Origin of the sequence: Streptomyces sp. NPDC059895, from assembly GCF_042731035.1 — a bacterium.
Classification (GTDB): domain Bacteria; phylum Actinomycetota; class Actinomycetes; order Streptomycetales; family Streptomycetaceae; genus Streptomyces.
Genome location: NZ_JBHWKO010000055.1, coordinates 18,967 through 43,929 on the forward strand (window position 1 = coordinate 18,967; position 24,963 = coordinate 43,929).

Consider the following 24,963-nt stretch of genomic DNA (forward strand, 5'->3'; position numbering starts at 1 on the left):
GGCGGCTCAGTGGGCCACGACGCGCGCCATGGGGCCTCGGCCCTGCTGCGCCGGAACGCCACGGGCGGGCTCCGGTGCGGTCCTGACTCCCGGTCCGGTCTGGCGGCCCGGCGCCTGGGCCGGGGCACGGCGCGGCTGGGCCCCGGCACCGTTCTGAACGTCCATCACGGCGTGTGCCACGAGGCCGCCCATGGGGTCGTGCCGGATCAGGTCCCGCAACCGGGACCGGGACGAACGCCCCTCGTTGCCCGGGTACAGGTGCTTGCCCAGACCCACCGCGTGCGCCAGCGCGGCGAGCGCCGCGGTCCGCGGGTCCGGCGGCACGCCGGTGCGGATCGCGGAGTCCAGCCGGGTCCTGATCTCCCGGCTGATCGCCGTCTCCGTCGCCTGGTAGCGAGTCGTCGGCAGCACTCCGCACATCTGGCCCGCCACGGCATGCACCATGCCGCACCGCTCCAGATGCGAGAGGTAGGTCTGGCGAAGCCCGAGACGCGGCCCGCCGATCCAGTGGACCGCCCGCACCGGAGCGCCACGCCTTCGCAGCAACTCCAACGCGCAGTCCAGTGTTGGATCTCCTGTCGGCCGTGGGGACACCACGGCGATACGATCCCCGTCTGGGGCTATCCGTCCGGCCAGCGCCAGCTCCACTAGCTGTGCTCCGGCCAGACCAAGGTCGAGCGACTGCGGCTGTGCAGTGGTACCCGTGGCCGGGTCCAATGCCAGCAACAGAAGCTCCTCCGGAATTGTTCTGCGGCTCCTGCCCATCCATGCCTCCCCGCGTGGATGAATGACAGGGTGACCCCTCTCACATTCATCTGTCGAGGGTGCGTGACCGGTTCGTAGTGGAACCAGTAGGTATGTCGTTCTCGTCTACCGCTGGAGCCAAGCCCTCGACACAGGACACTGGTACATGGTTCGGACAGCCCGTGAGGCGGTGTCCCGGGCGGGCGGTTCATGGTTCGACAAGCGCGCGGTGGCGTGCGGCACATGGAGGAGGCATCGGTGGCGGGCGAGTCCCCCGACAGGTCGAAGCAGCGTGAGTCGTCGGAGGAACCGACGTCGGGGAGCGCGGGAACGGTTCCCGAGGCCCGGGATCCGCGCATCCCGGTGACGCGGGAGAACGAGGCGTCGACTTCGGCGTCGGGCTCGTCCCGGGGCGGAGTGGACACGGCGACCCGGGTGTTCTCCGTACGGGACCTGAAGACCGAGGGCGAGGACGAGGGCGACGGCGAGGACACGGCGGACGACTCCGCCGACTCCGCCGACTCCGCCGAGGGCGCCGGGTCCACCGAAGCCGCGTCGGCGGACACCGAGGGCCGGGAGAAGCCCGAAGGCGCCAGGAAGGCCTCCACGGCCCCTGAGACCGCCGGAGCGGCCGAGGCGGCCGGGGGGGCGCGCGAGGAGGCGTCCGGGGCGCCCACGGCGGCCTCCGGCGGCTCCGGCGCCCCCGACGGCGGTGACACGCGCCTGAAGGCCGCCGTGGCCCAGTGGGTGGCCTCGGCGGACGGGGAGGGCGGCGACGGCGCCGGAGAGGCCGACGGCACCGGCGAGACCGACGCGACCGGCGATGACACCGCCGTCGGCACGGACGCCGAAGCCGAAGCCGACGCCGACACGGACGCCGATGCCGACGCCGGACCGGCGCCCGAGGCCAAGTCCGCGCCGAAGGCCGCGCCCAAGTGGGCCGCGGGCTCCGACGGAAACACCGAAGCCGAGACCGAGTCCGGCCCCGAGACCGGCTCCGGGCCCACGACTGACGAACCGAAGTCGGACGAACCGAAGCCCGCTAAGGCCGACGCCCCCAAGGCCGAGAACACCAAGACCGAGAGCACCAAGGCCGACGAGGCCCCCGCCTCCCCCGTCGACCAGCCCACCGCCGTCTTCAAGGCCGTACGGCCCCCCGCGCCCGCCGTCGACCAGCCGACCACCATGCTGAAGCTGGGCGGCGCCGCGAAGGCCGACGCGAAGCCGGCCTCCAAGGCCGACGCGAAGCCGGACGAGAAGGCCGACGCGAAGCCCGGCACCGGCAAGCAGGGCCCGAAGGCCGAGCCCGAGGCCGATGCCGAGCCCGAGGCCGAGGCCGAGCGGACCAGCAAGTTCGTCGCGCTGAAGCCGCTCGACGACCCGTCCACCCGCAAGCCGAAGCCGGCGGAGCCCGCGACACCCAACGCACCCGGGAAGACCCCCGGGCAGGCGCCGGGGAAGGCACCGGGGAAGGCGCCCGGAACGGCACCCGCCGAGGCCACCGCCGTCGTCCCGCAGATCGGTCCCGAGCGGACCACCCAGCAGCCGCTGCCGCCGAAGCCGCCGCTGGACCTGCTGGCCGAGCTGACGAACACCCCGCCGCCCCCGCCGACTCCGCTGCGGACGTTCGCCCGCCGGGTCAAGATCTGGACGCCGCTGGTCATCCTGCTGGTCATCGTCTTTGCGATCGTGCAGGTGGTGCGGCCGCTGCCGGCGACCGCGCTGACGCTCACCGCGAAGGACTCGTACACGTTCGAGGGCGGCGAGCTGTCGCTGCCGTGGCCGGACGAGGGCCAGGGCTGGATGGACGTCGACGGCATCGGCACGATGGACGGCTTCGGCGAGCAGAACCCGGTCGCCATCGGCTCCGTCGCCAAGGCGATGACGGCGTACGTCGTCCTGAAGGACCACGCGCTCAAGTCGGGCGAGGAGGGGCCGAGCGTCCCGGTCGACGCCACCGCCGAGAAGGAGGGCGGCTACGACGCGGACGGCGAGTCCACCCTCAACACCGTCAAGGAGGGCGACAAGCTGACCCTGCGCCAGGCGCTCTCGGCGATCATGATCCCGTCGGCGAACAACATCGCGCGGCTGCTGGCCCGCTGGGACGCGGGCACCGAGGCGGAGTTCATCGAGAAGATGAACGCCACCGCCAAGGAGCTCGGGATGAAGAACACGACGTACACCGACGCCTCCGGGCTGAAGGAGACCACCGTCTCCACCGCCGAGGACCAGGTGAAGCTGGGCAACGAGCTGGTGAAGATCCCCGCGCTGATGGAGATCACCAGGCTGCCGGAGTGGACCGACCCGTCCGGTCAGAAGTGGCGCAACTACAACACGCTCGTCCCCTACAACGGCGCCATCGGCATCAAGACCGGCTCCACCACCAAGGCCGGCGGCAACCTGCTGTTCGCCGCCACCAAGGAGGTCGGCGGGGAAACGGTCACCCTGGTCGGCGCGGTCCTCGGCCAGCACAAGCCGGCGATCATCGACACGGTCAACGCGGTCAGCAAGACCGCGCTGCTCGCCGCGCAGGACGCGCTGGTCTCGTCGAAGATCCTGACGAAGGGCGACGTCGTCGGGTACGTGGACGACAAGCTGGGCCACCACACCCCGGTCGTGGTCACGAAGGACGTCACGGCGGTCGGCTGGGCCGGGCTGACGACGAAGCTGTCGTTCGCCGCCGGGGACGTGCCGCACACCGCGGAGGCGGGCACCCAGGTGGGCACGCTCACCGTGGGCGACGGCTCCGGCGGCGCGGTCGAGGTACCGGTCGCCCTCCGGACGGACCTGGTCGAGCCCGGCTTCACGGACAAGCTGACCCGCGTCGGCTGACCCGCCGGCCGCGCACGGCCACCCTCGCACCCCTACCGCACCCCGCCAGGGCCACCGCCCGGCGGGGTGCGTGCTAGCGTCACGAAACGGACAGGTCGGCGGTCGCGGCGACGCGGCCGTGAAGCGGGCGCGAACGGGACGCGGCCGAGAAAAGAAGACGGGACACGGGGAGTGCCTTCAGGTGGCCACTGCGGAGCCGACACGCACCGACGACACCGATCCGGGCCCGGACACCGGCCCGCGGGTACACCTGCCCGCGCCTCAGGCCGGTGACCACGACCGCGACGGCGACGACCGCCACGCCGGTGACCACGACCGCGACGGCGACGACCGCCACGCCGACGACCGCGACGCAGGCGGGCGCCACGGCGACGACCGCGACGCCGGCGACCGCCGCCCCGCTCCCGACCGCCGCCCCGCTCCCGACCGCCGCCCCGGCGGGCGGGAGTCCGCTGCCGGGGTGTCCCGCGTGAGGGGGCTGCTCGGCCGGGTCGGCGCATGGCCGCGGCGGCATCTCGTGCTCTCCGTGACGGTCCTGTCCGGTGTCCTGCACGTCGTCTGGTTCTTCGCGTTCGCGAACAGCGGTGGGGATCTGGCGGCGCAGGACGCGTGGGCCGAGTTCGTCGGCCGCCACCCCGACTCCGCGTACAACCTCGCCTGGTACGGCGGGATGCACCCGGTGTCGTACAGCGTGGTGTCGCCGTATCTGATGTCCGTCCTCGGTGTCCGGACGACGATGATGATCGCCGGGACGCTCTCGGCGGGGCTGCTGACGCTGATCCTGCTGCGCTGCCGGCCGGTGCGGAACCCCCTGTGGCCGGCGCTGGCGGGGGTCTTCGCCCTGCTGTGCAACGCGGTCTCGGGGCGGGTGACGTTCGGGCTCGGCAACATGTTCGCGCTGGCGGCGGTCGCCGTCGTGTTCTGCTGGCCGTACCGCTGGCGCTACAAGCGGTGGGCGAAGGCGCTGTGCGCGGCGCCGCTGGCCGCGCTCGCCACCATGGGGTCGCCGGTGGCGGGCCTGTTCGTGGGTCTGGTGGCGGCCGCGCTGTTCCTGCAGAAGCGGCGGCCGGGCGCGTGGGCGCTGGGCCTCGCGCCGAGCGCGGTCGTCGCGGTCTCCGCCTGGCTGTTCCCCTTCTCCGGCACCCAGCCGATGTCGTTCGGCTCGGCGTCCCTGCCGCTGCTGTTCTCGGTGATCGTCTTCGCGGTCGTGCCGCGCGACTGGAAGACGGTACGGATCACGGCGGCGGTGTACGGGCTCGCGGTGCTGCTGGTGTGGGTCATCAGCTCGCAGATCGGGTCGAACATCACGCGTCTGTCGATGCTGTTCGCGGGCGTGGTGCTGATGGCGGCGCTGCCGTTCGCGGTGCCGCGCAGCCGCAAGTGGTACGTGATCGTCCTGTCGTCGGTGCTGTTCGTCGGCTGGATCGGCTACAAGTCGGTCGACGACATCGTCCGCACGACGCCGGCCGCGTCCTGGGCGCGTGAGCTGGCGCCGCTGGTCAACGAGTTGCAGGAGGTCGGCGCGGAGAAGGGCCGGGTGGAGGTCGTCCCGGCCCGCTCGCACCGCGAGGCCTCCGCGCTGGCGCCGTACGTCAACCTGGCCCGCGGCTGGAACCGGCAGGCGGACATGGAGCGCAACCCGCTCTTCTACGACGACACCCTCAACTCGGCGAACTACCACGAGTGGCTCCAGCGGTGGGCCGTGCACTTCGTGGTCGTCCCCAAGGACGAGCCGGACGGGGACGGCGGGCAGCGGGAGCGGGAGCTGGTGCAGCGGGGGCTGCCGTATCTGACGCAGATCTGGGGCGACGCCAACTGGCAGTTGTTCCGGGTCACCGATCCGGCCTCGCTCGCCGAGCCGAACGCCGTGGTGGAGCGGGCGGCGCAGGGCGAGATGACGATCGACGTGCGCGAGGCGGGGCGGGTCCTGATCCGGATCCCGTACTCGCCGTGGCTGAGCCTCGTCGACGCGGACGGCAAGGGCCTGGAGCCGCCGCAGGAGACGGAGGCGTCCAGGAACCGGCCCGAGGGCGAGCCGAAGACGTACGAGAACGTGAACGGCTGCCTGTTCGAGACGGAGGAGGACGCGGACGGCGACCGGTGGACCATGCTGGTCGCCCCGACGGCGGGGACGTACCGGCTGGCGGCGCCGTATCAGCTGCGCCGGGGGACTCCGTGCCCCGACGAACTGAAGTGACGCCGGACCGGGCCTGAGCCGACCGCTCGTTTCCGGCCAACTCCCCCGCATCTCACCGTCGTTCAGATCCGTGAATCCAAGTCACCACGGAGAACTATTTTACGTGCTCTTGACCTACCGCTTGCTTGCCGCGGGCATGTCACCGAACCCAGAGTTCACATGCCTGACCCTGGCGGCGGACCCTGGAAGGGGGCACATGAACGGTCTCGACTGGGCCGTGCTCATCGGCTACTTCGGTGTGATGGTCGCCATCGGCGTCTGGTCCCACAAACGGGTCGACAACGTCAGCGACTTCTTCACCGCGGGCGGCAAGATGCCCTGGTGGCTGTCCGGCATCTCGCACCACATGTCCGGTTACAGCGCGGTGATGTTCACCGGGTACGCCGGCATCGCCTACACCTACGGCGTCACGTCGTTCGTCACCTGGTCCTTCCCCATCGCCCTCGGCATCGCCATCGGCTCCAAGCTGTTCGCGCCCCGCATCAACCGGCTCCGCTCCCGTCTCCACGTCGCCTCCCCGCTGGAGTACCTGAAGAACCGGTACGACCTGAAGACCCAGCAGGCGCTGGCCTGGTCGGGGATGCTGCTGAAGATCGTGGACGTGGGCGCCAAGTGGGCCGCCATCGCCACCCTGCTGTCCGTGTTCACCGGCATCTCGCTGAACCAGGGCATCCTCATCACCGGCGGCATCACGGCGATCTACTGCACGATCGGCGGGCTGTGGGCGGACGCGCTGACCGAGCTGGGGCAGTTCGTCATCCAGCTCCTCGCCGGTGTCGCGATGTTCATCGCGGTCGTGCTGGAACTCGGCGACCGGGACATCGGGTTCCTCGGCGCGTGGGACGAACCGGCGTTGCAGGGCCACGACAAGCCGCTGGTCGGACCGTACGGCACGGTGTTCCTGCTGGCGTTCCTCTTCATCAAGCTCTTCGAGTACAACGGCGGCATGCTCAACCAGGCCCAGCGCTACATGGCCACCGCCACCCCGCGGGAGGCCGCGCGCTCGGCGCGGCTGTCGGCGGTGCTGTGGCTGGTGTGGCCGGTGGTCCTGTTCTACCCGATGTGGATGTCGCCGCTGCTCGTTCAGTCGCAGAAGCCGGACGGCTCCGACTCCTACGGCCTGATGACCGAACAGCTCCTGCCGCACGGTCTGCTCGGGCTCGTCATCGTCGGGTTCTTCTCCCACACGATGGCCATGTGCTCCTCCGACGCGAACGCCATCGCGGCCGTCTTCACCCGGGACTGCGCGCCGGTGCTCTCGGCGAGGGCCCGCGCCTGGAACCAGCGTTCGGGACTGATCGCGGCCCGGATCGCGACGGTCGTCTTCCTCGCCCTGTCGATGGCGGCCGCCACCCAGGTCAACTCGCCCACGTTCAAGGACATCATCACCGTCGTGATCAAGTGGGTGGCCGGGCTGATGGGCCCGATGGCGATCCCGATGATGCTCGGCCTGCTGCGCCCGTTCCGCCGCTCCGGCCCGACGGCCGCCCTGGTCAGCTGGTCGATGGGCCTGCTCGCCTTCTGGCTGGTCAACTACCCGATCAACTGGAACGTCGAGGGCGGGGTGCCGCTCCAGTACCAGGTGTCCGTGCCGCTCGCGGTGTCGCTGGTGCTGTACGTCCTGATCGGCTTCCTGAAGCCGGAGGACACCCCGGAACGGCTGGCGATCATCGACCGGATCAACTCGGACGGGGACGGAACCTCCTCGGGCGCGGCGGCCGTGCCGGGTCCCCGGGGCGACGCGGTGCCCGCGCCCCTCAAGGACTGAGACACGGGTGCCCGTGCCCCTCGACGAGGGGGACTAGGCCCCCCGGGGATAGCGCGCCAGCCAGCCCGGTGACGCGCCCGTGGGGTTGTGGAGGGCCGGGCCCTGGGTCATCTCCATGGCGAAGTCGTCGGCGAGTTCGAGGATCGTGGGACGGCCCTCCAGTTCGGCCAGCCAGGCCGGCGGGAGGGCCGTCTCGCCGTGCAGGGCGCCGAGCAGGCCGCCGGCCAGGGCGCCGGTGGGGGCCGAGGGGGCGCCGTGGTTCACGGCGAGGCGCAGGCCGTGGCGGACGTCCTCCGCGACCAGGGCGCAGTAGACGGCGGCGGCCAGGACCGCCTCGGCCGTGCCCGCGCCGGCCAGTTCCTCCACCCGCGCCGGGCCGGGCAGGCCCTGCCGTACGGCGCCCAGCGCGTGCTGGAGCGCCTCCGACACCGCCTCGTGTCCGGGCCGCGCGGCCAGCAGGGCGAGCGCCCGCTGCACCGCGCCGTCGAGGCTGTCGCCGCGGGCCAGGGCGTGCACGGTCACCGCGTACGCGCCCGCCGACAGGCAGGCCGTGGGGTGGCCGTGGGTCTGGGCGGCGCACTCGACGGCGAGCTGGTCGACGAGTTGCGGCTCCCAGCCGACGAGGAGGCCGAACGGCGCCGACCGGGCCGCGGCCTCCGGGCCCGTGGCGCCGGTGTTCTTGGGCGCCTCCAGGGTGCCCATGACGTCGTCGCCGAGTCCGAGCAGCAGGGGCCGGGTCGGGTCCCGGCGGGCGTACAGCCACTCCTCGCGGGCGAGCCAGCCGTCGTCCTTGCGGCGCAGGTCGGGTCCCCAGTCGCGCTGGGTCGCCGCCCAGCGCAGGTACGCCCGGTGCAGGTCGGTCGGCGGGTGCCAGGCGCCGGTGTCCCGGCGGACCTGGGCGCGGATCAGGCCGTCCACGGTGAAGAGGGTGAGCTGGGTGAGGTGGGTGACGGCACCGCGGCGGCCGTAGGCGGGGGCGAGGTCGACGAGGCCCTCGGGGCCGTGCGCCCGGCGGATCTCCTCCAGGTCCAGCGTGTCGACGGGTGCCCCGAGCGTGTCCCCGACGGCCGCGCCCAGCAGTGTGCCACGCACCCGGCTGCGGAAGTCCTGCTGTTCGCTGCGGCCCCAGACGGCGCCGGTTGTCGCACCCACCAAGTCCTCCCGGGCACCGTCCGTACGTACGACGTTCGTCACTGTAATCGACAGAGGCGACGGGGGGCCGTCGAGGCGGTGGAGGCTTGGTCCACGTATCGGGGAACCGCCGTTGCCGACGGCGTCATTCTGGCGTGATGTGTGCGGGAGGCCGCGCCCCCCGCCGGGCAGATCTCCCCCATGACCACGACTACCTCACGTCCCACATCGACCCCGACCGCCCGCGCCCTCACCACGGCCGCCACGGTCCTCACCGGCACGGTCGCCCTCTACATCACCCTTGTCGCGTTCGGGAACATCACCGACTTCGGGACCAATCAGCAGTTCGTGAGACATGTCCTCGCCATGGACACGACGTTCAAGGACGAGGACCTGATGTGGCGGGCCGTCACCAGCCGGTGGCTCCAGGACGCGGTGTACGTCGCGATCATCGCGTGGGAGACCGTCTCCGCGCTGGTTCTCCTGGCCGGTACCTGGCTGTGGATACGGCGGGACGAGGCGCGTGCCCGTCAGCTCTCCACCTACGGGCTGCTGATGCTGATGCTGCTGTTCGGCGGCGGGTTCATCGCGATCGGCGGTGAGTGGTTCGCGATGTGGCAGTCCGGCGACTGGAACGGGCTGGACGCGGCGCTGCGCGTCTTCGTCCTCAGCGGGATCACGCTGATCGTCCAGTATCTGCCGGCGGGCCGTACACCCGGGGGCGACGCCTGATCACCTCACCGTCCGGGCGGGACGCCTGATCAGTCCACGACCCGGACGATCGTCCCCGTCGCCCCGAACGCCCACAGGGCCGCCCCGTCGGCCTTCGCCATGCGGATGCCGCCGGTCCGGCCGCCGGCGGCGGGGGGCGGGGAGGAGCCGTCGACGGCGTTGGAGAAGGCGATGTTGACGCCGGACTGGACGGAGAAGTAGATGATGTGCTCGATCTCGACGCCGTCGGAGCCCGTGGTGGCGCCCTTGCGCACGGAGACCGTGTAGCTGCCGGGGGCCGGGTTCACCGTGCCCGGCCAGACCGTGAAGGTGCGGCGGGCCTGGTCGTCGGCGTCGACCAGCCAGACCCGCTGCTGCTCCAGCGAGTAGACGACGCGGCGGCCCGTGCCGGAGCCGTCCGGCACGGGCTGGGCCGTCGGGCTGGCGGAGGGGGCGGGGGCGGGCTTCGTCCCCGCCGGGGCGGAGGCGGAGGCGGACGGTTCGACCGACGCCGCCGTCGGATGCGGGCCCTGTTCGGCCTTCACCGTCAGAGCACCGACCACGACGATCGCGCCGGCCGTCAGACCGGTGACCCAGGCCCACGAGGGAAGCCGTCGGGCAGCCACGGGCACGCCTCTCCTCAGTCTTCGGCCCCCGGGTGCCCGGGGGTTGGATCATCGTACTGTGAGGCTCCTGTCCGCCTGCCCCCTGTCGTCAGTCCAGTACCGGCAGCAGTTCGGGCAGGTGGCCGTCCGAGGCCCGTGCCGCGCGCTGCCGTTCCTCCGGCACCTCTCCGTAGAGGGTCGTCCGCGGCTTCGCCGGACGGCCGGCCGCGTCGGCCACGGCGACGAGGTCCTTGACGGACTTGTAGGAGCCGTAGGAGGAGCCCGCCATACGGGAGATGGTCTCCTCCATCAGGGTGCCGCCCAGATCGTCGGCGCCGGAGCGGAGCATCTCGGCCGCTCCTTCCGTGCCCAGTTTCACCCAGCTGGTCTGGATGTGGGGGATGTGGGGGTGGAGGAGGAGCCGGGCCATCGCCGTGACGGCCCGGTTGTCCCGGGTGGTCGGGCCGGGGCGGGCGATGCCGGCCAGGTAGACGGGGGCGTTGGTGTGGATGAAGGGGAGGGTGACGAACTCCGTGAAGCCGCCCGTCCGCTGCTGGATGCGGGACAGGGTGCGCAGGTGGCCGAGCCAGTGCCGGGGCTGGTCGACGTGGCCGTACATCATGGTCGAGGAGGAGCGGATGCCCAGTTCGTGGGCGGTGGTGACGACCTCGATCCAGGTGGCCGTCGGCAGCTTGCCCTTGGTGAGGACCCAGCGGACCTCGTCGTCGAGGATCTCCGCCGCCGTGCCGGGGATGGAGTCGAGGCCCGCCTCCTTCGCCGCCGTGAGCCATTCGCGGACGGACAGTCCGGTGCGGGTCGCGCCGTTGACGACCTCCATGGGCGAGAAGGCGTGGACGTGCATGCCGGGGACGCGCTCCTTCACCGCCTTCGCGATGTCGAAGTAGGCGGTGCCGGGCAGGTCGGGGTGGATGCCGCCCTGCATGCAGACCTCGACCGCGCCCACGTCCCAGGCCTGCTGGGCGCGGTCGGCGACCTGTTCCAGGGAGAGGGTGTAGGCGTCGGCGTCGGTGCGGCGCTGGGCGAAGGCGCAGAAGCGGCAGCCGGTGTAGCAGACGTTGGTGAAGTTGATGTTGCGGGTGACGATGTACGTCACGTCGTCGCCGACGGCCGCCCGGCGCACGTCGTCCGCGATCCGGGTGAGGGCGTCCAGCGCGGGGCCGTCCGCGTGCAGGAGGGCGAGCGCCTCGTCGTCGGTGAGCCGCGTCGGGTCGTCGGCGGCCGTCGCCAGCGCCGCCCGTACGTCGGTGTCGATGCGCTCGGGTGCCATGCCGGGGGCGGCGGCCTCGCGCAGGGCGCCCCAGTCGCCGTAGACCTCGTCGAAGTCGTCGCGGCGGTCGGAGGTGCGGCCCTCGGTGTCGATCGTGGTGTGCAGGTCGGTGCGGCCGGTGGCGGTGAACGCCTCCTCCGGCTCCTGCCACGGCCGGCCCTCGACGACGGCGTCCGGGCGGGCCAGGCCCGTCTCGGGGTCGGCGAGCGCGCGCACGTGCGGGAGGAGGCGCGGGTCCAGCCAGGGCTCGCCGCGCCGGACGAACTCCGGGTACACGCAGAGCCGTTCGCGCAGCTCGAACCCCGCCGTCCGGGACCGCTCGGCGAGTTCCTCGATCTGCGGCCAGGGGCGTTCGGGGTTGACGTGGTCGATGGTGAGCGGGGAGACGCCGCCCCAGTCGTCGATGCCGGCGCCGATGAGGCGTTCGTACTCGGAGTCGACGAGGTTCGGCGGGGCCTGGAGGCAGGCGGAGGGGCCCATGATGTGGCGGGCGACGGCCACCGTGGCGACCAGTTCGTCCAGTTCGGCGTCGGGCATGCCGCGCATCGCGGTGTCCGGCTTGGCGCGGAAGTTCTGGATGATCAGTTCCTGGACGCCGTGGTAGGCGCGGGAGACCTTCCGCAGCGCGAAGAGGGACTCGGCGCGCTCCTCGTACGTCTCGCCGATGCCGATGAGGACGCCCGAGGTGAAGGGGACGGAGGAGCGGCCGGCGTCCTCCAGGACGCGCAGCCGGACGGCGGGTTCCTTGTCCGGGGAGCCGTGGTGCGGGCCGCCGGGCTCGGACCAGAGCCTCTCGGCGGTCGTCTCCAGCATCATGCCCATGCTCGGCGCGACGGGCTTGAGCCGCTGGAAGTCGGTCCAGGTCAGCACGCCCGGGTTGAGGTGCGGGAGGAGTCCCGTCTCCTCCAGGATGCGGATCGAGATCGCGCGGACGTACGCGATGGTGTCGTCGTAGCCGTGCGCGTCGAGCCACTCGCGCGCCTCCGGCCAGCGGTCCTCGGGCTTGTCGCCGAGGGTGATCAGGGCTTCCTTGCAGCCGAGGGCGGCGCCCTTGCGGGCGATGTCGAGGACCTCGTCGGGGGACATGAACATGCCGTGCCCGGCGCGGCGCAGCTTCCCCGGCACGGTGACGAAGGTGCAGTAGTGGCACTTGTCCCGGCACAGCCGGGTCAGCGGGATGAAGACGCTCTTGGAGTACGTGATGACGCCGGGGCGGCCGGCCGCCTCCAGGCCCGCGTCCCGCACCCGGGCGGCGGACGCGGCGAGGTCCTCCAGGTGCGCGCCGCGGGCCTGGAGCAGGACCGCCGCCTCGGAGACGTCGAGGGCGACACCGTCCCGGGCGCGTTTGAGGGCGCGACGCAGGGCGTTCTCGGTCGGGCCGGTGCCGCCGGGGCGGTCGGCGGGGCCGGTTCCGGAGCTCGCGGAAGTCGTCATTGTCCGAGCATACGATCACGTATTCCGGGCGTTCGCGGGCGTGGGGGCGGCGGGAGGGGCGGGACTCCCGGGATCTCCGGGCCGGCCCCGGAAGGCACCGCACGCCTCCCGCGTCCGCGCCAGTTCGTGTTCATGACATCCCGACGCACGCGGATTCCCTGTTCGTCGGCGGGAGTTCACACCGGCCCGCGACACTGCCGGACATGTGTGACGACGCCCAGGGAATCGGAAGACGCGCACTGTTCGTGACGGGCACCGCCGCCGCGCTTACGGTGGGAGGCGTGAGCTTCGCCGCGGCCTCCGGCCGGGAGCCGGAGACGAGGACCGTCCGGGGCACCCTGCCCACCGGGTCGCCGGACTTCGTGTACGTGCCCGTGGACGTCCCGCCGGGCGTCCGGGAACTCAGGGTCGCGTACACCTACGACCGCCCCTCCGTCCCCGCCGGCACCCCCGGCAACGCGCTCGACATCGGCGTCTTCGACGAACGCGGCACCGAGCTGGGCGGGGAGGGCTTCCGGGGCTGGTCCGGGGGCGCCCGCACCGAGTTCTTCCTGCGGGCGGACGAGGCGACGCCCGGGTACGTCGCCGGTCCGGTGCGGCCGGGCACCTGGCACATCGCCCTCGGCCCGTACACGGTGGCGCCGCAGGGGCTGACGTACGAGCTGACGATCACCCTCACGTACGGCGAACCGGGCGAGGCCCCCGCGCCGGTGTACCCGCCGGAGCGGGCGCGCGGGCGGGGCCCGGCCTGGTACCGGGGCGACTGCCACCTGCACTCCTGGTACTCCGACGGCCGCCGCACCCCCGCCGAGATCGGGGCGCTGGCGCGCGCGGCCGGCCTGGACTTCGTCAACACCTCGGAGCACAACACCCACGCCGGGCACGGCCACTGGGCCGACGTGGCCGGCGACGACCTGCTGGTCCTGCTGGGTGAGGAGGTCACGACGCGGAACGGCCACGTGCTGGCCGTCGGGACCGACCCCGGGACCTTCGTCGACTGGCGCTACCGTGCGCGGGACAACCGCTTCGGCCGGTTCGCGCGGCGGATCCGGCGGGCGGGCGGCCTGGTCGTCCCGGCCCACCCGCACGCCACCTGCATCGGCTGCGGCTGGAAGTTCGGCTTCGGGGACGCCGACGCGGTCGAGGTGTGGAACGGCCCCTGGACGCCCGACGACGAGGTCGCCCTGGCCGACTGGGACGCGATGCTGGTGGCCGGGGTGCGGGAGGGCCGGCGGGACTGGATCCCGGCCATGGGCAGCAGCGACGCGCACCGCGACCCGGACGTGGTCGGCCTGCCCCAGACGGTGGTGTGGGCCGAGGACCTCACCCGCCGGGCGATCCAGGACGGCATCCGCGCCGGGCGGTCCTACGTCGCCGAGTCCGGCAGGCTGTCGCTGTCCCTCACCGCGACCGGCGCCCGGGGCGAGCACGCGGGCATCGGCGAACGCCTGGACGTCGACCGGGACACCCCGGTGACCGTCCGCCTGGAGGTGACCGGCGCCCCCCGCTGCACGGTCCGCCTCATCACCGACCAGGGCGTCCTGTTCACCGGCGACCCGCTGCCGGTGACCGGCTCCGGGACCGTGGCGTGGCGCACGACGGCCGCGTACGCGGCGTACGTACGGGCCGAGGTACGCCACGAGGTGGCGGCGGGGCCCCTGCCGGGGGCGCTGGCGGCGTTCACCAATCCGGTGTTCCTGGGGCGGTGACCGAGGCGGGTCAGTCCACCACCTGCGGGTCCCGGAAGTAGTAGACGACCGTCACTCCCATGCCCGGGGTGTGCGTGTACACGACCGTGATCGCCTCGGCCGAGTCACGGGCGAGAGGAGTGGTGTACGTGTACTCCACGGACGGCGGCCGCCAGCCGGGGATCTCACGGCCCACCGCCGGGTCGCGCCCGATCGCCGTGAGCGCTTCGCGGACCGCCTCCCGCTCCCCCTCCGTCAGGTCGCCGAACGCCTTCCTCGCGGGCTCGGCCTCCTCCAGTGGGACTCCGTTCACGTACCGCCGCCCCCAGCCCGCGCGTCCTCCAGAGCAGCCATGATCTCGGGCGAGTTCCTGATCAGGATCCGGTGCCGGTAGGCCCGGACGACCGCTGCGGCGCCCTCGAAGTCGTTGGTCGGTGAGGCTCCTATGGCGGCTGCCAGCTCCTCCTCGAAGCGCTCCCGGTCGCCCGGGAAGCCGTAGCGGCTGAGCGCGCTGCGCAGGTCGTCCACCGTGCGGATCGCCGGGAGGGGCATCGCTCCCCAGCCGTGCTCGGGCTGTGCGCTCATGATCTGCTCCTGCTGAACGGACGTGGCTCCGCCTTCCAGTATGGCTACGCCCGGCCAGGACGGGCACCGCGTGCTCACCACGTCCGCCCACCCCCGCAGTCCGCCCACAGCAGCTTCCCGCCCCTGGACGCGCCCAGGTGCCGCAGCACGGACACGCCCACCTCGTCCGCGCAGGCCCGCACCAGGTGCAGGCCCCGGCCGCCCTCGGCGTCGAGCGGGGCCGGGACCGCCTTGTCGTCCGAGAAGCCGGGCGGGACGCGGGGATCGGTGTCCCACACCGCCACCCGGACGCGCCCAGGCCGCGGCGACAGGACCCGCAGGGCGTACGGGCCCTCGGTGTGGCTGTGCGAGTTGGTGAGCAACTCGGCCGCGAGCAGCTCCGCGGTCGCGGTCAGCTCGCCCATCTCATGAGCGGCCAGAATCAGCCGCAGGGAGCCCCTCGCGATACCCGGTGCGCGTGGATCACGCGGAAGGTGCAGGGTGTAGTTCCAGGACGGGGATACGGTGGCCATGGAAGTCTCCGGTCACTGAGGGGAGTTGGACGAGTGCCTGGTGTCTCTGCCGTGGCGTCCACGGTGCGCTTCCGGGCGAGGCGCCTGAGAAAGAAGATAGGGCGCCACAAATTCCATTTGCGGCATCTCAAGATAGTTGGGCTTATATCTCCCTCGTGTGGGTGACCAGATGAGACATGCGTTCAGGAGGAACTGACGTGCCGGTACGACCTCCTCTGACGGCCCGCCGCCTCCGACTGGCCGTGGAGTTGCGCAAGATGCGCGAGCGGGCGGGCATGACGGCGACCGAGGCCGCCCGCACACTCGGCACGAGTCAGGGACAGCTCAGCAATGTGGAGTCGGGGCGCTTCGGAGTGAGCCCGGAGCGCGTCCGGGCAATGGCCAACATCTACTCCTGCACGAATCAGTCGTACATCGACGCCCTGGCCGATCTGGCCGCAGAGAAGACACGCGGCCACTGGTGGGACGCGTACCGCGAGGTGCTTCCGTCGGGACTACTCACCCTCGCCGAGCTGGAGCACCATGCCACGGCCATCCGCACCGCCTTCACCGCACACATCCCGGGCATGCTCCAGACCGCCGATCACGCCCGGGAAATCTTCCGCCACGCGATCCCGGCACCCACTCCGCCGGAAGTCGAGCATCGCGTCTCGCACCGCGTCCAGCGGCAGAACGTGGTGTTCCGGGCCACTCCCAACCCGTACAGCACTGTCATCCATGAGGCAGCCCTCCGCATGCAGGTCGGAGGTCGAGACGTTGCCCGCGCCCAGCTTGAACATCTGGTCGAGATGAGCGGGCGGGACCACATCACCCTGCGCGTGTTGCCCTTCGACATCGGGGCGTTCCCCGGCTCGGGCCAGACCATCAACTATCTACGCGGTCCTGTACCGGAGTTGGACACCGTGCAACTGGATCAATTCCACGGTCCTGTACTGCTGGACTCCGAGGCGCACCTGGAGAAGTACCGGCGCCTGTTGGACGTTGTCGAAGGCCTCGCGTTGAGTCCCTCGAAGTCACGCGACTTGATCCGTTCCATCGCCCAGAAGCTGTGAAGGAGCCGAGATGACCACGAGCGTCTGGCGGAAGTCGTCCTACTGCGCCCAAGGCGAGGCCTGCGTCCACGTCGCCGCCACGGCCCAGAAGTCGTCCTACTGCCAGGAGGGCGAGGCCTGCGTCCACATATCCGCCGCCCATGCCCCCTCCCCCGCCACCATCCACCTCACCGAGTCCGCCGACCCCACCGGCGCCGTCCTCTCCGCCAGCCCCGCCGCCTTCGCGGCGCTGCTCGCCTCGGTCAGTCGGTGAGGTCCGCGACGACCGCCGCGTGGTCCGACGGCCACACCCCGTCGACGGGACCGTCCCCCGCCCGCCGCACCGCCCGTACGCGGCCCAGCGTGCCGGGGACGGCGCCGACGTGGACGTAGTCGATGCGGGCGCTCGGCGAGCCGCCGAGCGCGACGTACGGATTGGCGGCGTCCCAGGTGGCCCAGGGGGCGGCCGGGTCGGCGTACTCCCAGGCGTCGAGGAAGACCTGGCCCGGCACCACCGGTGCTGTCAGGTGGCCGCCGAAGAGGCGGATCTCGTCGGAGTCGGGCCGGGCGTTGAAGTCGCCGGTGACGATCGGCGGGAAGGGGGTGGAGCCGCGGTGGCGGGCGACGAACTCGGCGAGGGCGGTGACCTGGTGGCGGCGGACGGCCGAGGCGTGGAGCTGTGAGGTGAGGTGGGCGGTGAAGAAGGGGATGTCGTGGGCGGGGGCGGCCAGCCGGGCGTAGAGGGCCGGGCGGCCGTCGTCCAGGTCGGCGGGGGCGGGCAGCGGGAGGACCGCCGTCTCCGCCACCGGCCACCGGCTGAGCACCGCGTTGCCGATGTCCACCGGCGCGCCCCCTATCCGCCGCCGCCAGCGCTCGGGGGCGTGGGACGGGGCCCAGGCCCAGTGCAGGCCCAGTTCGCCGGCGAGCCACTCGGCGAGGTTCTCGCCGTCGGCGGCCCACACCTCCTGGAGGCCCACGACGTCGGGGCGCAGGTCGCGCAGCGTGGTGAGGATGGCCTTCTGCCGGTCCTCCCAGGGCCCGAAGCGCCACCACAGGTTCCAGGTCACGACCCGCATCCCCACCACCCGTTCTCGTCACGCGCGTCGTCCACCATTGAAGCAACCGCTGGTGTCCGCGGGGTGAATGAGGCGTGCGGGTCTCAGTACCGCTGGGCCTTGGCGACGACGGCGGTCAGCTGCGGCTCGGGGGGTTTGCGGCTGATGGCGAGGGGGTGGGCCCGGTCGCCGGGTCCGAGGTTCTCGGCGCCGACGTAGCGGGTCTCGACGACCTTGCCGTCGGAGTCGCGGAAGTCGACCTGGACGGCGTAGGAGGCGGCGTCGTCCGTGCTGTTGGTGATGTTCACGACGACGGCGAGCAGGCCGCCCGTCTCGGACCGCGGCTTGCCGGTGAGCGACACGTCGGCGGTGGCGTTGCCCTTGCCCGCGACGTCCTTCAGTTCCTGCTGGGCGGCGGCGTTGGCGCGGGCGACCTCCGCCGACACCGACGCCTCGAACTCCGAGGCGCGCGCGGAGGCCGAGGAGGCCGCGGCCGAGGCCGCCGCGCGGGCGGACTCCTTGACGGACGCGCCGAGCGAGGAGAGCGCGGAGGGGACCGCGCCGGAGAAGGAGACGGTGTCGGCCCCCGTGGGCGTCGGGGTGAACGTGGCGCCGCCGCCGTCGCCGCCCGTACCGCACGAGACGAGCGCCACCGCGCCCGCGCAGCCCAGGGCCAGCCCGGCGAACGCGGTGGCGGCCCCCCGGGCGCGGGCGCGGGCCCTGGCCCGTCGCGGTGGTTCCTTCGCATCCGACGTGTCGGCGCTCGTCATGCCGGGGGATCCCTTCGCGAGGCGATTGCACCCTTTATCCGGATACATCGTGCACGGTGGGTGAGGACGCGGCCACTCCGGACCACCCGGCCACAGGCGCCCCCGCCGCACCCGTTATCCCGCCACGCCACGCCACCCCGTCCGATCGTCATGCGACGAGTAAGATGGTGGCATGACGATCAACATGACGATGAGCCTGCCGGACGACGTGGCGGCGTTCGTCAAGTCCAAGGGCAACGCCTCCGCGTACACGGCACGCATACTGCGCCGCCAAATGCTCACCGAGGAACTGGCGAAGTCCGCGCGTGTGCGCGCCGAGGCCGGGATCACGACGACGGTCGCGGAGCCCGCCGAGAGCGAGGACGACACCCTGGAGCGATGGGGGCGGGTGGCGGGCCGGTGAAGCGTGGGCACATCTACGAACTGCCCTTCGCCGGAGGCCCCGCGCACGTGCTGGTCATCTCTTCCGACGCCCTCAACGCTCAGCACAAGTCGGCGACGTGCGTACTCGTCTATCCGCAGCAGGTACGCGAGGCCACGCTCGTGGACATCCCCGTGAGCTCCCCCTCGGCCGGCACCATCGTGCTCGGCGAGTTCCGGACGTTGTCCGCCGTCCACTTCACCGAAGACCTCGGCCCGGTGGACGAGCGGGTACTGGAGGCGGTGGAGATCGGCCTCCGGGCCGTGTTCGACCTTTAGCCGGGCCCCCGGCCATCCACCCCGGCCCGGGCGCGCGTGCGGGCATCACCCGACGGACCGTCAGCACGCCGAGGAGAGGCCGGGGCAAGGCACGCCGGGAAGCCCGGCCGCCACCCCCGCGCGCGGACGTGTGCGGAGAGCGTGTGCGCGGTGTGTGTCTCCCGCGTGCCGCCTAGTGATCGGCGTCTCGCACGGCTGACGGTTCCCGCACGGACAGGGCAAACTGACCTCGTTGGTCAGGATGCCTAGGGAGACCCCGATGGACGACCGTGTACCGCGCGTGCCGGAGCAGAGACGTCCCGGCTTCTCCGAGAAGCCGACGGCGTTGCGCTTCGACGTGCTCGGCCCGGTGCGCGCCCGGCGCGGCGAGGAGCCGCTGGCCACCGGGTCCCCTCAGCAACGCGCCTTGCTCGCCGCCCTGTTGCTGCGCGAGGGCCGCACGGCGACGGCCGCCGAACTGATCGACGCGCTGTGGGGTGAGGACCCTCCTTCGCAGGCGCTGGCGGCGGTGCGGACGTACGCCTCCCGGCTGCGGAAGGTGCTGGACCCGGGCGTGCTGGTGAGCGAGTCGGGCGGGTACGCGGTGCGCGGGCTCGGGGAGGGCGTCCTGGACCTGGCGGTGGCGCAGGAGTGCGCGGCCGAGGCCGAGAAGGCGCGGGCCGCCGGCGACCTGGACCACGCCCGGCAGGTGCTGAACCGGGCGCTGGCGCTGTGGGACGGCGAGGCACTGGCGGGCGTGCCCGGCCCGTACGCGGAGGCGCAGCGCGTCCGGCTGGAGGAATGGCGGCTGCAACTCCTCGAAACGCGCCTGGAGATGGACCTGGAGCAGGGCTGCCACGCGGAGGCGGTCTCCGAGCTGACGGCGCTCACGGCGGCGCACCCGCTGCGCGAGCGGTTCCGTGAGCTGCTGATGCTGGCGCTGTACCGCAGCGGCCGGCAGGCGGAGGCACTGGCGGTGTACGCGGACACCCGGCGGCTGCTGGCGGACGAGCTGGGCGTGGATCCGCGGCCGGGGCTGCGCGAACTCCAGCGCCGGATCCTCCAGGCCGACCCGGACCTCGCGGAGCCGTCGGCCCCGGCGGCCGAGGCGCAGTCCGCACCGGCCCGCCCGGCGCAACTCCCGGCTACGGTACCGGACTTCACCGGCCGCGCGTCCTTCGTGACCGAGCTCAGCGAGGTGTTGACCGGGGCGTCGGGCGACGACGGAGGCACCGGCCGGGTGATGGCCGTGTCGGCGCTGGCCGGTATCGGGGGCGTCGGGAAGACGACCCTGGCGGTGCACGTGGCCCACCAGGCCCGCCCGGCCTTCCCGGACGGACAGCTGTACGTCGACCTCCAGGGCGCGGGCGCGCGGCCGGCGGAACCCGAGACGGTCCTCGGCTCCTTCCTGCGCGCCCTGGGAACCGCGGACTCGGCCATCCCGGACTCCCTGGCGGAGCGGGCGGCCCTGTACCGCTCGGTGCTGGACGGGCGACGGGTCCTGGTGCTGCTGGACAACGCCAAGGACGCCGCACAGGTACGTCCGCTGCTGCCCGGGACGGCGGGGTGCGCGGCTCTGGTCACGTCCCGGGTGCGGATGGTGGACCTGGCCGGGGCGCACCCGGTCGACCTGGACGTGATGTCCCCGGACGAGGCGTTGCAGCTGTTCACCCGGATCGTGGGCGAGGAGCGGGTGGCGGCGGAACGGGAGGCGGCCCTCGACGTGGTGGCGGCCTGCGGTTTCCTCCCGCTCGCCATCCGCATCGCCGCCTCCCGTCTCGCCGCCCGCCGTACCTGGACGGTGTCGGTCCTGGCGGCGAAGCTCGGCGACGAACGCCGGCGCCTGGACGAGCTCCAGGCGGGCGACCTGGCCGTGAAGGCGACCTTCGAACTCGGCTACAGCCAGCTGGAGCCCGCCCAGGCCCGCGCGTTCCGCCTGCTGGGCCTGGCGGACGGCCCCGACATCTCCCTGGCCGCCGCCGCGGCCGTACTGGACCTGCCGCCGGAGGACACCGAGGACCTGCTGGAGTCCCTGGTCGACACCTCCCTGCTGGAGTCGGCGGCCCCGGGCCGGTACCGCTTCCACGACCTGGTCCGGCTCTACGCGCGCGCGTGCGCGGAACGGGACGAGTGGCCGCCGAGCGAGCGGGAGGCGGCGCTGTCCCGGCTGCTGGACTTCTATCTGGCGACGGCGGCGGGCGTCTACGCGATCGAACGCCCCGGGGACCGGCTGGTGGATCACCTGGCGGTGCCGGTGTACCCGGGCCTGACCTTCCAGGACCGGCACCGGGCGCAGGACTGGCTGTACGCGGAAGCGGTGTCGCTGCTGGCCTGCGTACGCCAGTCCGCGGCGTCGGGACTGCTCGGGCGGGCGGTCGACGCGCTGTGGGCGGCCGTCGACCTGGCCGAGTCCGGCACCAACTCCAAGGCGTACGAGGGTGTCGCCTCGGCCCTGCGCGCGGCGGCGCGGGAGAGCGGGGACCCGCGCGCGGAGGCCCGTGCGCTGATCACGCTCGCCTACGCCCACAGCGTCACCGGCCGGTTCGACCTGGCCGACGAGGAGGCGTCCCGCGCCCGCGAGCTGACCAGTGCCGCCACCGACCCGCTGGCCAGTTGCTGGTCGTCCAACGTCCTCGGCGTGATCGCGCTCTACCGGAGCCGTCACGACGACGGCGAGGCCCACCTGACGCACGCGATCGAGAGCTTCCGCGCCTGCGACGACCGCCCCGGTGAGGCGAGCGCCCTGTGCAACCTCTCCCGCATCCACCTCGCCACCGGCCGGACCGACAGCGCGGTCTCCCTGGCGCGGCAGGGCACGGAGATGTACGACGCCATGGGGCACGCCCTCAAGGGCGCCAACGGGCGGTACGCACTGGGTCTCGCCCTCACCCAGCACGGCGGGCTGTCCGAGGCGGCGGCGCGCCTTCAGGAGGCGCTGAAGGTGTTCCGGGACAGCCGCCAGCGCCTGTGGGAGGGCATGTCCCTGTTCCGGCTGGCGGAGGTCGATCTCGCCGCGGGGCGTCCGGCGCAGGCCGCGTCGAGCGCCGAGACCGCGCTCACCGTCCTGCGCGGCATCGGCGGCGACTGGCGCCGGGCCAACGTGCTGCTCGTCCTCGGCCACGCCCTGAGCGGTATCGGGCAGCCCGGGCGGGCCCAGGTGTGCTGGCGCGAGGCCCTGGAGTCGTTCGAGGCGCTGGGAGCGCCCGAGGCCGACTCCGTCCGCGCCCTGCTGAAGCCGCTCGCCATGGCCTGAGTCCCGTCGGGGCGTGCGTGCGGTGGCGCGTCGGCCCGTGGGGTGGGAGCGGGACGCCGACCAGGCGTTCATCGTTCGTTTATCGCCGCCCGGCAGTCTCGTCGTGTCGTTGCCGTCGTGTCGGGGGGCAGACGGGGCGACCTGGGCCGTTGCACTACGGTGAGCGGTCACCACACCTGTCCGGCGGCCCGTGGGGAGCCGCCGGACAGGTGATCACTTCAGGGCACCCGAACTGTCAGGGGAGGCACTCACCATGAGCGACACCATCGGCACGGAGAACATCCACGCCACGGACGCCGCGGCCACGGCCGTGGAGACGAAGAACATCCACGCGACGAGCGAGCCGCTCACCGCCGCGAACCCGGTCGAGGCGGCCGCCGAGACCGTGGAGCCCGCCGAGACCGCGGCAACCGCCAAGACCCCGGAGACCACCGAGACCGGCACGGACAACATCCACGCCACGGACGAGCCGGTCTGACCCGGACCTCACCGGAACGGGTATCGGCCGCGGCGGCGCGGAGGGGAGCCGCCGCGGCCGACGTGTGTCCGGAGTCCGTAGGCCCGGTCTCCGGTCGGGCGGCCGGTCAGGCTTCCGGCTGGGCGGTCGGTTCGGTCTCGCAGTGGTCGGGCGCCTCGCCCGCGGCGTCGGCGTCGAACGCCACCCGGACGCTCGTCGTGCCGTGCGCCGGCACGTTCACGGTCGGCTGGGCCGAGTCGAGCATCGAGTCGTTCTCGTCCAGGAAGTAGACGAAGGGCGCGAAGTCGTACGGGACGTCGTTCGGGTTGGTGACCTCGACGGTGGCGTACGGCTGGTCCGCCGTCGCGCAGCTCACCAGTTCCACCGAGGCCGGTTCCGACGTGGTCACCGAGGAGGAGCCGGAGCCGCCCGCGTCACCGGTGTCGTCGTCCTCGTCGTCGTCCTTGTCGTAGTCGTGGTAGCCGCTCGAACCGGACGACGTCGTTCCGCCGCTGTCCGACGACGAGACGTCGTGGTCCTGGCCGGAGCTGCTGCACCCTCCGCCTCCGCCGCCGTCCGAGTCGCCGTTGCCGCTGCCGCCGTGCCCGCGGCCGGTGGAGAAACCGGTCAGCGCCAGCACCACCAGTGCGGCCACGGCGGTGAGCCTGAGCCCGCGTCCTCGTATGTGTCCCCGTCGATTCATGATCGCCACTTTAGGCAATTTCTGTCACGGCCATGTCACCGAGGGTCGACCGTCGGGCGCCCGGCGGGCCTTCTGCCGCACCGGGCGGCCCGCACGGCGCCGTCACGCCGTGCGGGCCGTCCCCGTCCCCTTCTCCGCGTCCAGCGCGTACACGCACCGGTCCTTGCTGCACGCGTACACCACCCCGTCCCGGACCACCGGGGAGCCGGTGATCTCGCCGCCGGTCGCCAGCTTCCAGCGGAGCCGGCCGTCGTCGGCCTTCAGGGTGTACAGCAGGTGGTCGGTGGAGCCGAAGTGGATGCGTCCCTCGGCGACGGCGGGCGCGCCCACGATGTCGCCGCCCGCCTGGAAACGCCACTTGGGCGTGCCCGTGACCGCGTCCAGGGTGTAGAGGCCCTTGCCGCTGCCGACATGGACGTGGCCCGCGGCGACCAGCACCGGGTCGACCGAGGAGCGGGCCTCGGTGGCGATGCGCCAGCGGTCGCGGCCGTCGGTGGCGTCGAGGGCGTAGACCGTGCCGAGGTAGTCGGCGAGGTAGACGCCGCCGCCCGTGACGGCGGGGCCGGGCACGAAGGCGGGCGGGGAGAGGAAGACCGCCGGGGCCTCGAAGTGCCAGCGCACCATGCCGCTCGCCACGTCCACGGCGAGGACGCGGGTGCCGGCGGAGATGTAGGCGTAGCCGTCGGGCGCGGCGGTGACGCGGACCGGGACGCCGCCGCAGGAGGCCGAGTCACCGATGGGGTACGACCAGCGCTCCTCGCCCGTGCGGGCGTCCAGGGCGCGCAGCCGGGCGTCCTGCCAGACGTAGACCGTGCCGTCGTGCAGGGCGGGGCCGGCCTCCGGCGACTCGAAGTCGGTCTGGCAGCCGGTGACCTCCCACAGCTTGTGGCCGGTGGAGGCCTCCCAGCCCTGGACGCCGCCGCCGCGGGTGCCGGTGACGACCGTGCCCCGCTCGGCCTTGAGGCAGTACACCCAGGCGTCCGTGGGCAGCCGCCACAGGTCGGTGCCCTCGCGGGCGTCCAGCGCGAAGAGGGTCGGGCCGTCGGAGGCGTGGACGCGGCCGTCCGCGACCGCCATCGACCAGGCCACGTCCCGCGTCTTGAAGCGGCGGCGGCCGGTGGCCACGTCGAGGGCGTGCACCTCGAAGGAGGTGACGTAGACCAGGTCGCCGTCGACGGCCGGGGTGCCCCAGACGTCGTTCGACATGCGGAACCGCCACGGCCGCCAGCCGGGCGGGCTCTCCGGGGGCGCCGGCGGGGCGGCCGGGACGGCGGTCCGGTCGGCGCCGTTGGCACCGGCGCGGGGCCGCGACCAGGAGGCGACCAGCCCGGGCTCGGGCACGGGCGCCTTGACGGCGGCGGTGGCGCGGACGTCGGCGACGACCGGGCCGGGGCCGATCGGGACGGCCGCCCCGGCCAGCCGTACGGGGCCGGTGTCGGGGGCGCCGACCGCGACCGGCGCGGGCGCCGGGACGACGGGGTCGTGGGAGGGCGGGGGCGGTACCGCCGGGCGGGCCGGGGC

General features: G+C 72.9%; 22 protein-coding genes. 11 read left to right on the forward strand and 11 right to left on the reverse strand.

Annotated elements, in window-relative coordinates; genetic code table 11:
• Positions 1-6: 6 nt before the first annotated feature.
• On the reverse strand, positions 7-765 hold the full coding sequence (locus tag ACFV9M_RS36710) for a GPP34 family phosphoprotein (protein WP_385074261.1): 759 nt from the start codon (positions 763-765) through the stop codon (positions 7-9).
• Between the two features lie 222 nt (positions 766-987).
• Here ACFV9M_RS36710 and ACFV9M_RS36715 point away from each other — a divergent pair, with 222 nt between their 5' ends.
• The 3 genes from ACFV9M_RS36715 (at position 988) to ACFV9M_RS36725 (ending at position 7,541) form a co-directional block, all read left to right on the forward strand.
• Positions 988-3,576 carry a serine hydrolase gene (locus tag ACFV9M_RS36715; protein ID WP_385074263.1) on the forward strand — a complete coding sequence of 863 codons (2,589 nt, stop codon included), beginning with the start codon at positions 988-990 and terminating at the stop codon, positions 3,574-3,576.
• Positions 3,577-3,757: 181 nt separating this feature from the next.
• Positions 3,758-5,773, forward strand: a complete 2,016-nt coding sequence (locus ACFV9M_RS36720; RefSeq protein ID WP_385074266.1) for an MFS transporter — start codon at positions 3,758-3,760, stop codon at positions 5,771-5,773.
• A 196-nt stretch (positions 5,774-5,969) separates the two neighbouring features.
• A complete protein-coding gene (locus ACFV9M_RS36725) occupies positions 5,970-7,541 on the forward strand; it encodes a sodium:solute symporter family protein (protein WP_385074268.1) in 1,572 nt (523 codons plus the stop codon).
• A gap of 33 nt (positions 7,542-7,574) precedes the next feature.
• On the opposite strand, the gene ACFV9M_RS36730 is transcribed toward ACFV9M_RS36725, so the two are convergent.
• Positions 7,575-8,693, reverse strand: coding sequence for an ADP-ribosylglycohydrolase family protein (locus ACFV9M_RS36730; RefSeq protein ID WP_385074270.1), 1,119 nt, complete (start codon positions 8,691-8,693; stop codon positions 7,575-7,577).
• A 180-nt stretch (positions 8,694-8,873) separates the two neighbouring features.
• Here ACFV9M_RS36730 and ACFV9M_RS36735 point away from each other — a divergent pair, with 180 nt between their 5' ends.
• Entirely contained in the window at positions 8,874-9,404 is a 531-nt protein-coding gene (locus tag ACFV9M_RS36735; RefSeq protein WP_385074273.1) for a DUF2165 domain-containing protein, read from the forward strand.
• Between the two features lie 29 nt (positions 9,405-9,433).
• Here ACFV9M_RS36735 and ACFV9M_RS36740 read toward each other — a convergent pair whose 3' ends face one another.
• Positions 9,434-10,015, reverse strand: coding sequence for a hypothetical protein (locus ACFV9M_RS36740; RefSeq protein WP_385074276.1), 582 nt, complete (start codon positions 10,013-10,015; stop codon positions 9,434-9,436).
• 82 nt (positions 10,016-10,097) lie between these two features.
• The gene (locus ACFV9M_RS36745) at positions 10,098-12,710 is read right to left on the reverse strand and encodes a bifunctional FO biosynthesis protein CofGH (protein ID WP_385074279.1); all 2,613 of its coding nucleotides are present in this window, start codon (positions 12,708-12,710) and stop codon (positions 10,098-10,100) included.
• A gap of 203 nt (positions 12,711-12,913) precedes the next feature.
• Between ACFV9M_RS36745 and ACFV9M_RS36750 the strand changes: the two genes are divergently transcribed.
• A complete protein-coding gene (locus ACFV9M_RS36750; RefSeq protein ID WP_385074281.1) occupies positions 12,914-14,419 on the forward strand; it encodes a CehA/McbA family metallohydrolase in 1,506 nt (501 codons plus the stop codon).
• A 10-nt stretch (positions 14,420-14,429) separates the two neighbouring features.
• On the opposite strand, the gene ACFV9M_RS36755 is transcribed toward ACFV9M_RS36750, so the two are convergent.
• From ACFV9M_RS36755 to ACFV9M_RS36765, 3 genes are all read right to left on the reverse strand, one after another.
• On the reverse strand, positions 14,430-14,711 hold the full coding sequence (locus ACFV9M_RS36755) for a hypothetical protein (RefSeq protein ID WP_385074284.1): 282 nt from the start codon (positions 14,709-14,711) through the stop codon (positions 14,430-14,432).
• Complete coding sequence (locus ACFV9M_RS36760; protein WP_385074286.1) at positions 14,708-14,983, reverse strand: hypothetical protein; 276 nt, start codon at positions 14,981-14,983, stop codon at positions 14,708-14,710. Before ACFV9M_RS36760 ends, ACFV9M_RS36755 begins: the two co-directional genes overlap by 4 nt.
• Positions 14,984-15,057: 74 nt before the next feature.
• A complete protein-coding gene (locus ACFV9M_RS36765; protein WP_385074289.1) occupies positions 15,058-15,495 on the reverse strand; it encodes an ATP-binding protein in 438 nt (145 codons plus the stop codon).
• A gap of 176 nt (positions 15,496-15,671) precedes the next feature.
• Between ACFV9M_RS36765 and ACFV9M_RS36770 the strand changes: the two genes are divergently transcribed.
• Entirely contained in the window at positions 15,672-16,547 is an 876-nt protein-coding gene (locus ACFV9M_RS36770; protein ID WP_385074292.1) for a helix-turn-helix transcriptional regulator, read from the forward strand.
• Positions 16,548-16,557: 10 nt separating this feature from the next.
• Positions 16,558-16,800 (forward strand): DUF397 domain-containing protein, encoded by a 243-nt coding sequence (locus ACFV9M_RS36775; RefSeq protein ID WP_385074295.1) that lies wholly within the window; start codon positions 16,558-16,560, stop codon positions 16,798-16,800.
• On the opposite strand, the gene ACFV9M_RS36780 is transcribed toward ACFV9M_RS36775, so the two are convergent.
• A complete protein-coding gene (locus ACFV9M_RS36780; protein ID WP_385074297.1) occupies positions 16,790-17,602 on the reverse strand; it encodes an endonuclease/exonuclease/phosphatase family protein in 813 nt (270 codons plus the stop codon). The two genes, ACFV9M_RS36775 and ACFV9M_RS36780, sit on opposite strands and share 11 nt — an antisense overlap.
• A gap of 83 nt (positions 17,603-17,685) precedes the next feature.
• A complete protein-coding gene (locus ACFV9M_RS36785) occupies positions 17,686-18,351 on the reverse strand; it encodes a hypothetical protein (protein WP_385074300.1) in 666 nt (221 codons plus the stop codon).
• 172 nt (positions 18,352-18,523) lie between these two features.
• Here ACFV9M_RS36785 and ACFV9M_RS36790 point away from each other — a divergent pair, with 172 nt between their 5' ends.
• From ACFV9M_RS36790 to ACFV9M_RS36805, 4 genes are all read left to right on the forward strand, one after another.
• Entirely contained in the window at positions 18,524-18,754 is a 231-nt protein-coding gene (locus tag ACFV9M_RS36790) for a hypothetical protein (protein ID WP_385074302.1), read from the forward strand.
• Positions 18,751-19,050 carry a type II toxin-antitoxin system PemK/MazF family toxin gene (locus ACFV9M_RS36795; RefSeq protein WP_385074305.1) on the forward strand — a complete coding sequence of 100 codons (300 nt, stop codon included), beginning with the start codon at positions 18,751-18,753 and terminating at the stop codon, positions 19,048-19,050. The genes ACFV9M_RS36790 and ACFV9M_RS36795 overlap by 4 nt, the downstream gene beginning before the upstream one ends.
• Positions 19,051-19,309: 259 nt before the next feature.
• Entirely contained in the window at positions 19,310-22,282 is a 2,973-nt protein-coding gene (locus tag ACFV9M_RS36800) for a BTAD domain-containing putative transcriptional regulator (RefSeq protein WP_385074309.1), read from the forward strand.
• Between the two features lie 253 nt (positions 22,283-22,535).
• Entirely contained in the window at positions 22,536-22,760 is a 225-nt protein-coding gene (locus tag ACFV9M_RS36805; protein WP_385074312.1) for a hypothetical protein, read from the forward strand.
• A 106-nt stretch (positions 22,761-22,866) separates the two neighbouring features.
• Here the strand turns inward: ACFV9M_RS36805 and ACFV9M_RS36810 are convergent, their stop codons facing one another.
• Positions 22,867-23,442 (reverse strand): hypothetical protein, encoded by a 576-nt coding sequence (locus ACFV9M_RS36810; protein WP_385074315.1) that lies wholly within the window; start codon positions 23,440-23,442, stop codon positions 22,867-22,869.
• A 102-nt stretch (positions 23,443-23,544) separates the two neighbouring features.
• A partial coding sequence (locus tag ACFV9M_RS36815) for a PQQ-binding-like beta-propeller repeat protein (protein WP_385102648.1) occupies positions 23,545-24,963 on the reverse strand: 1,419 nt, incomplete at its 5' end.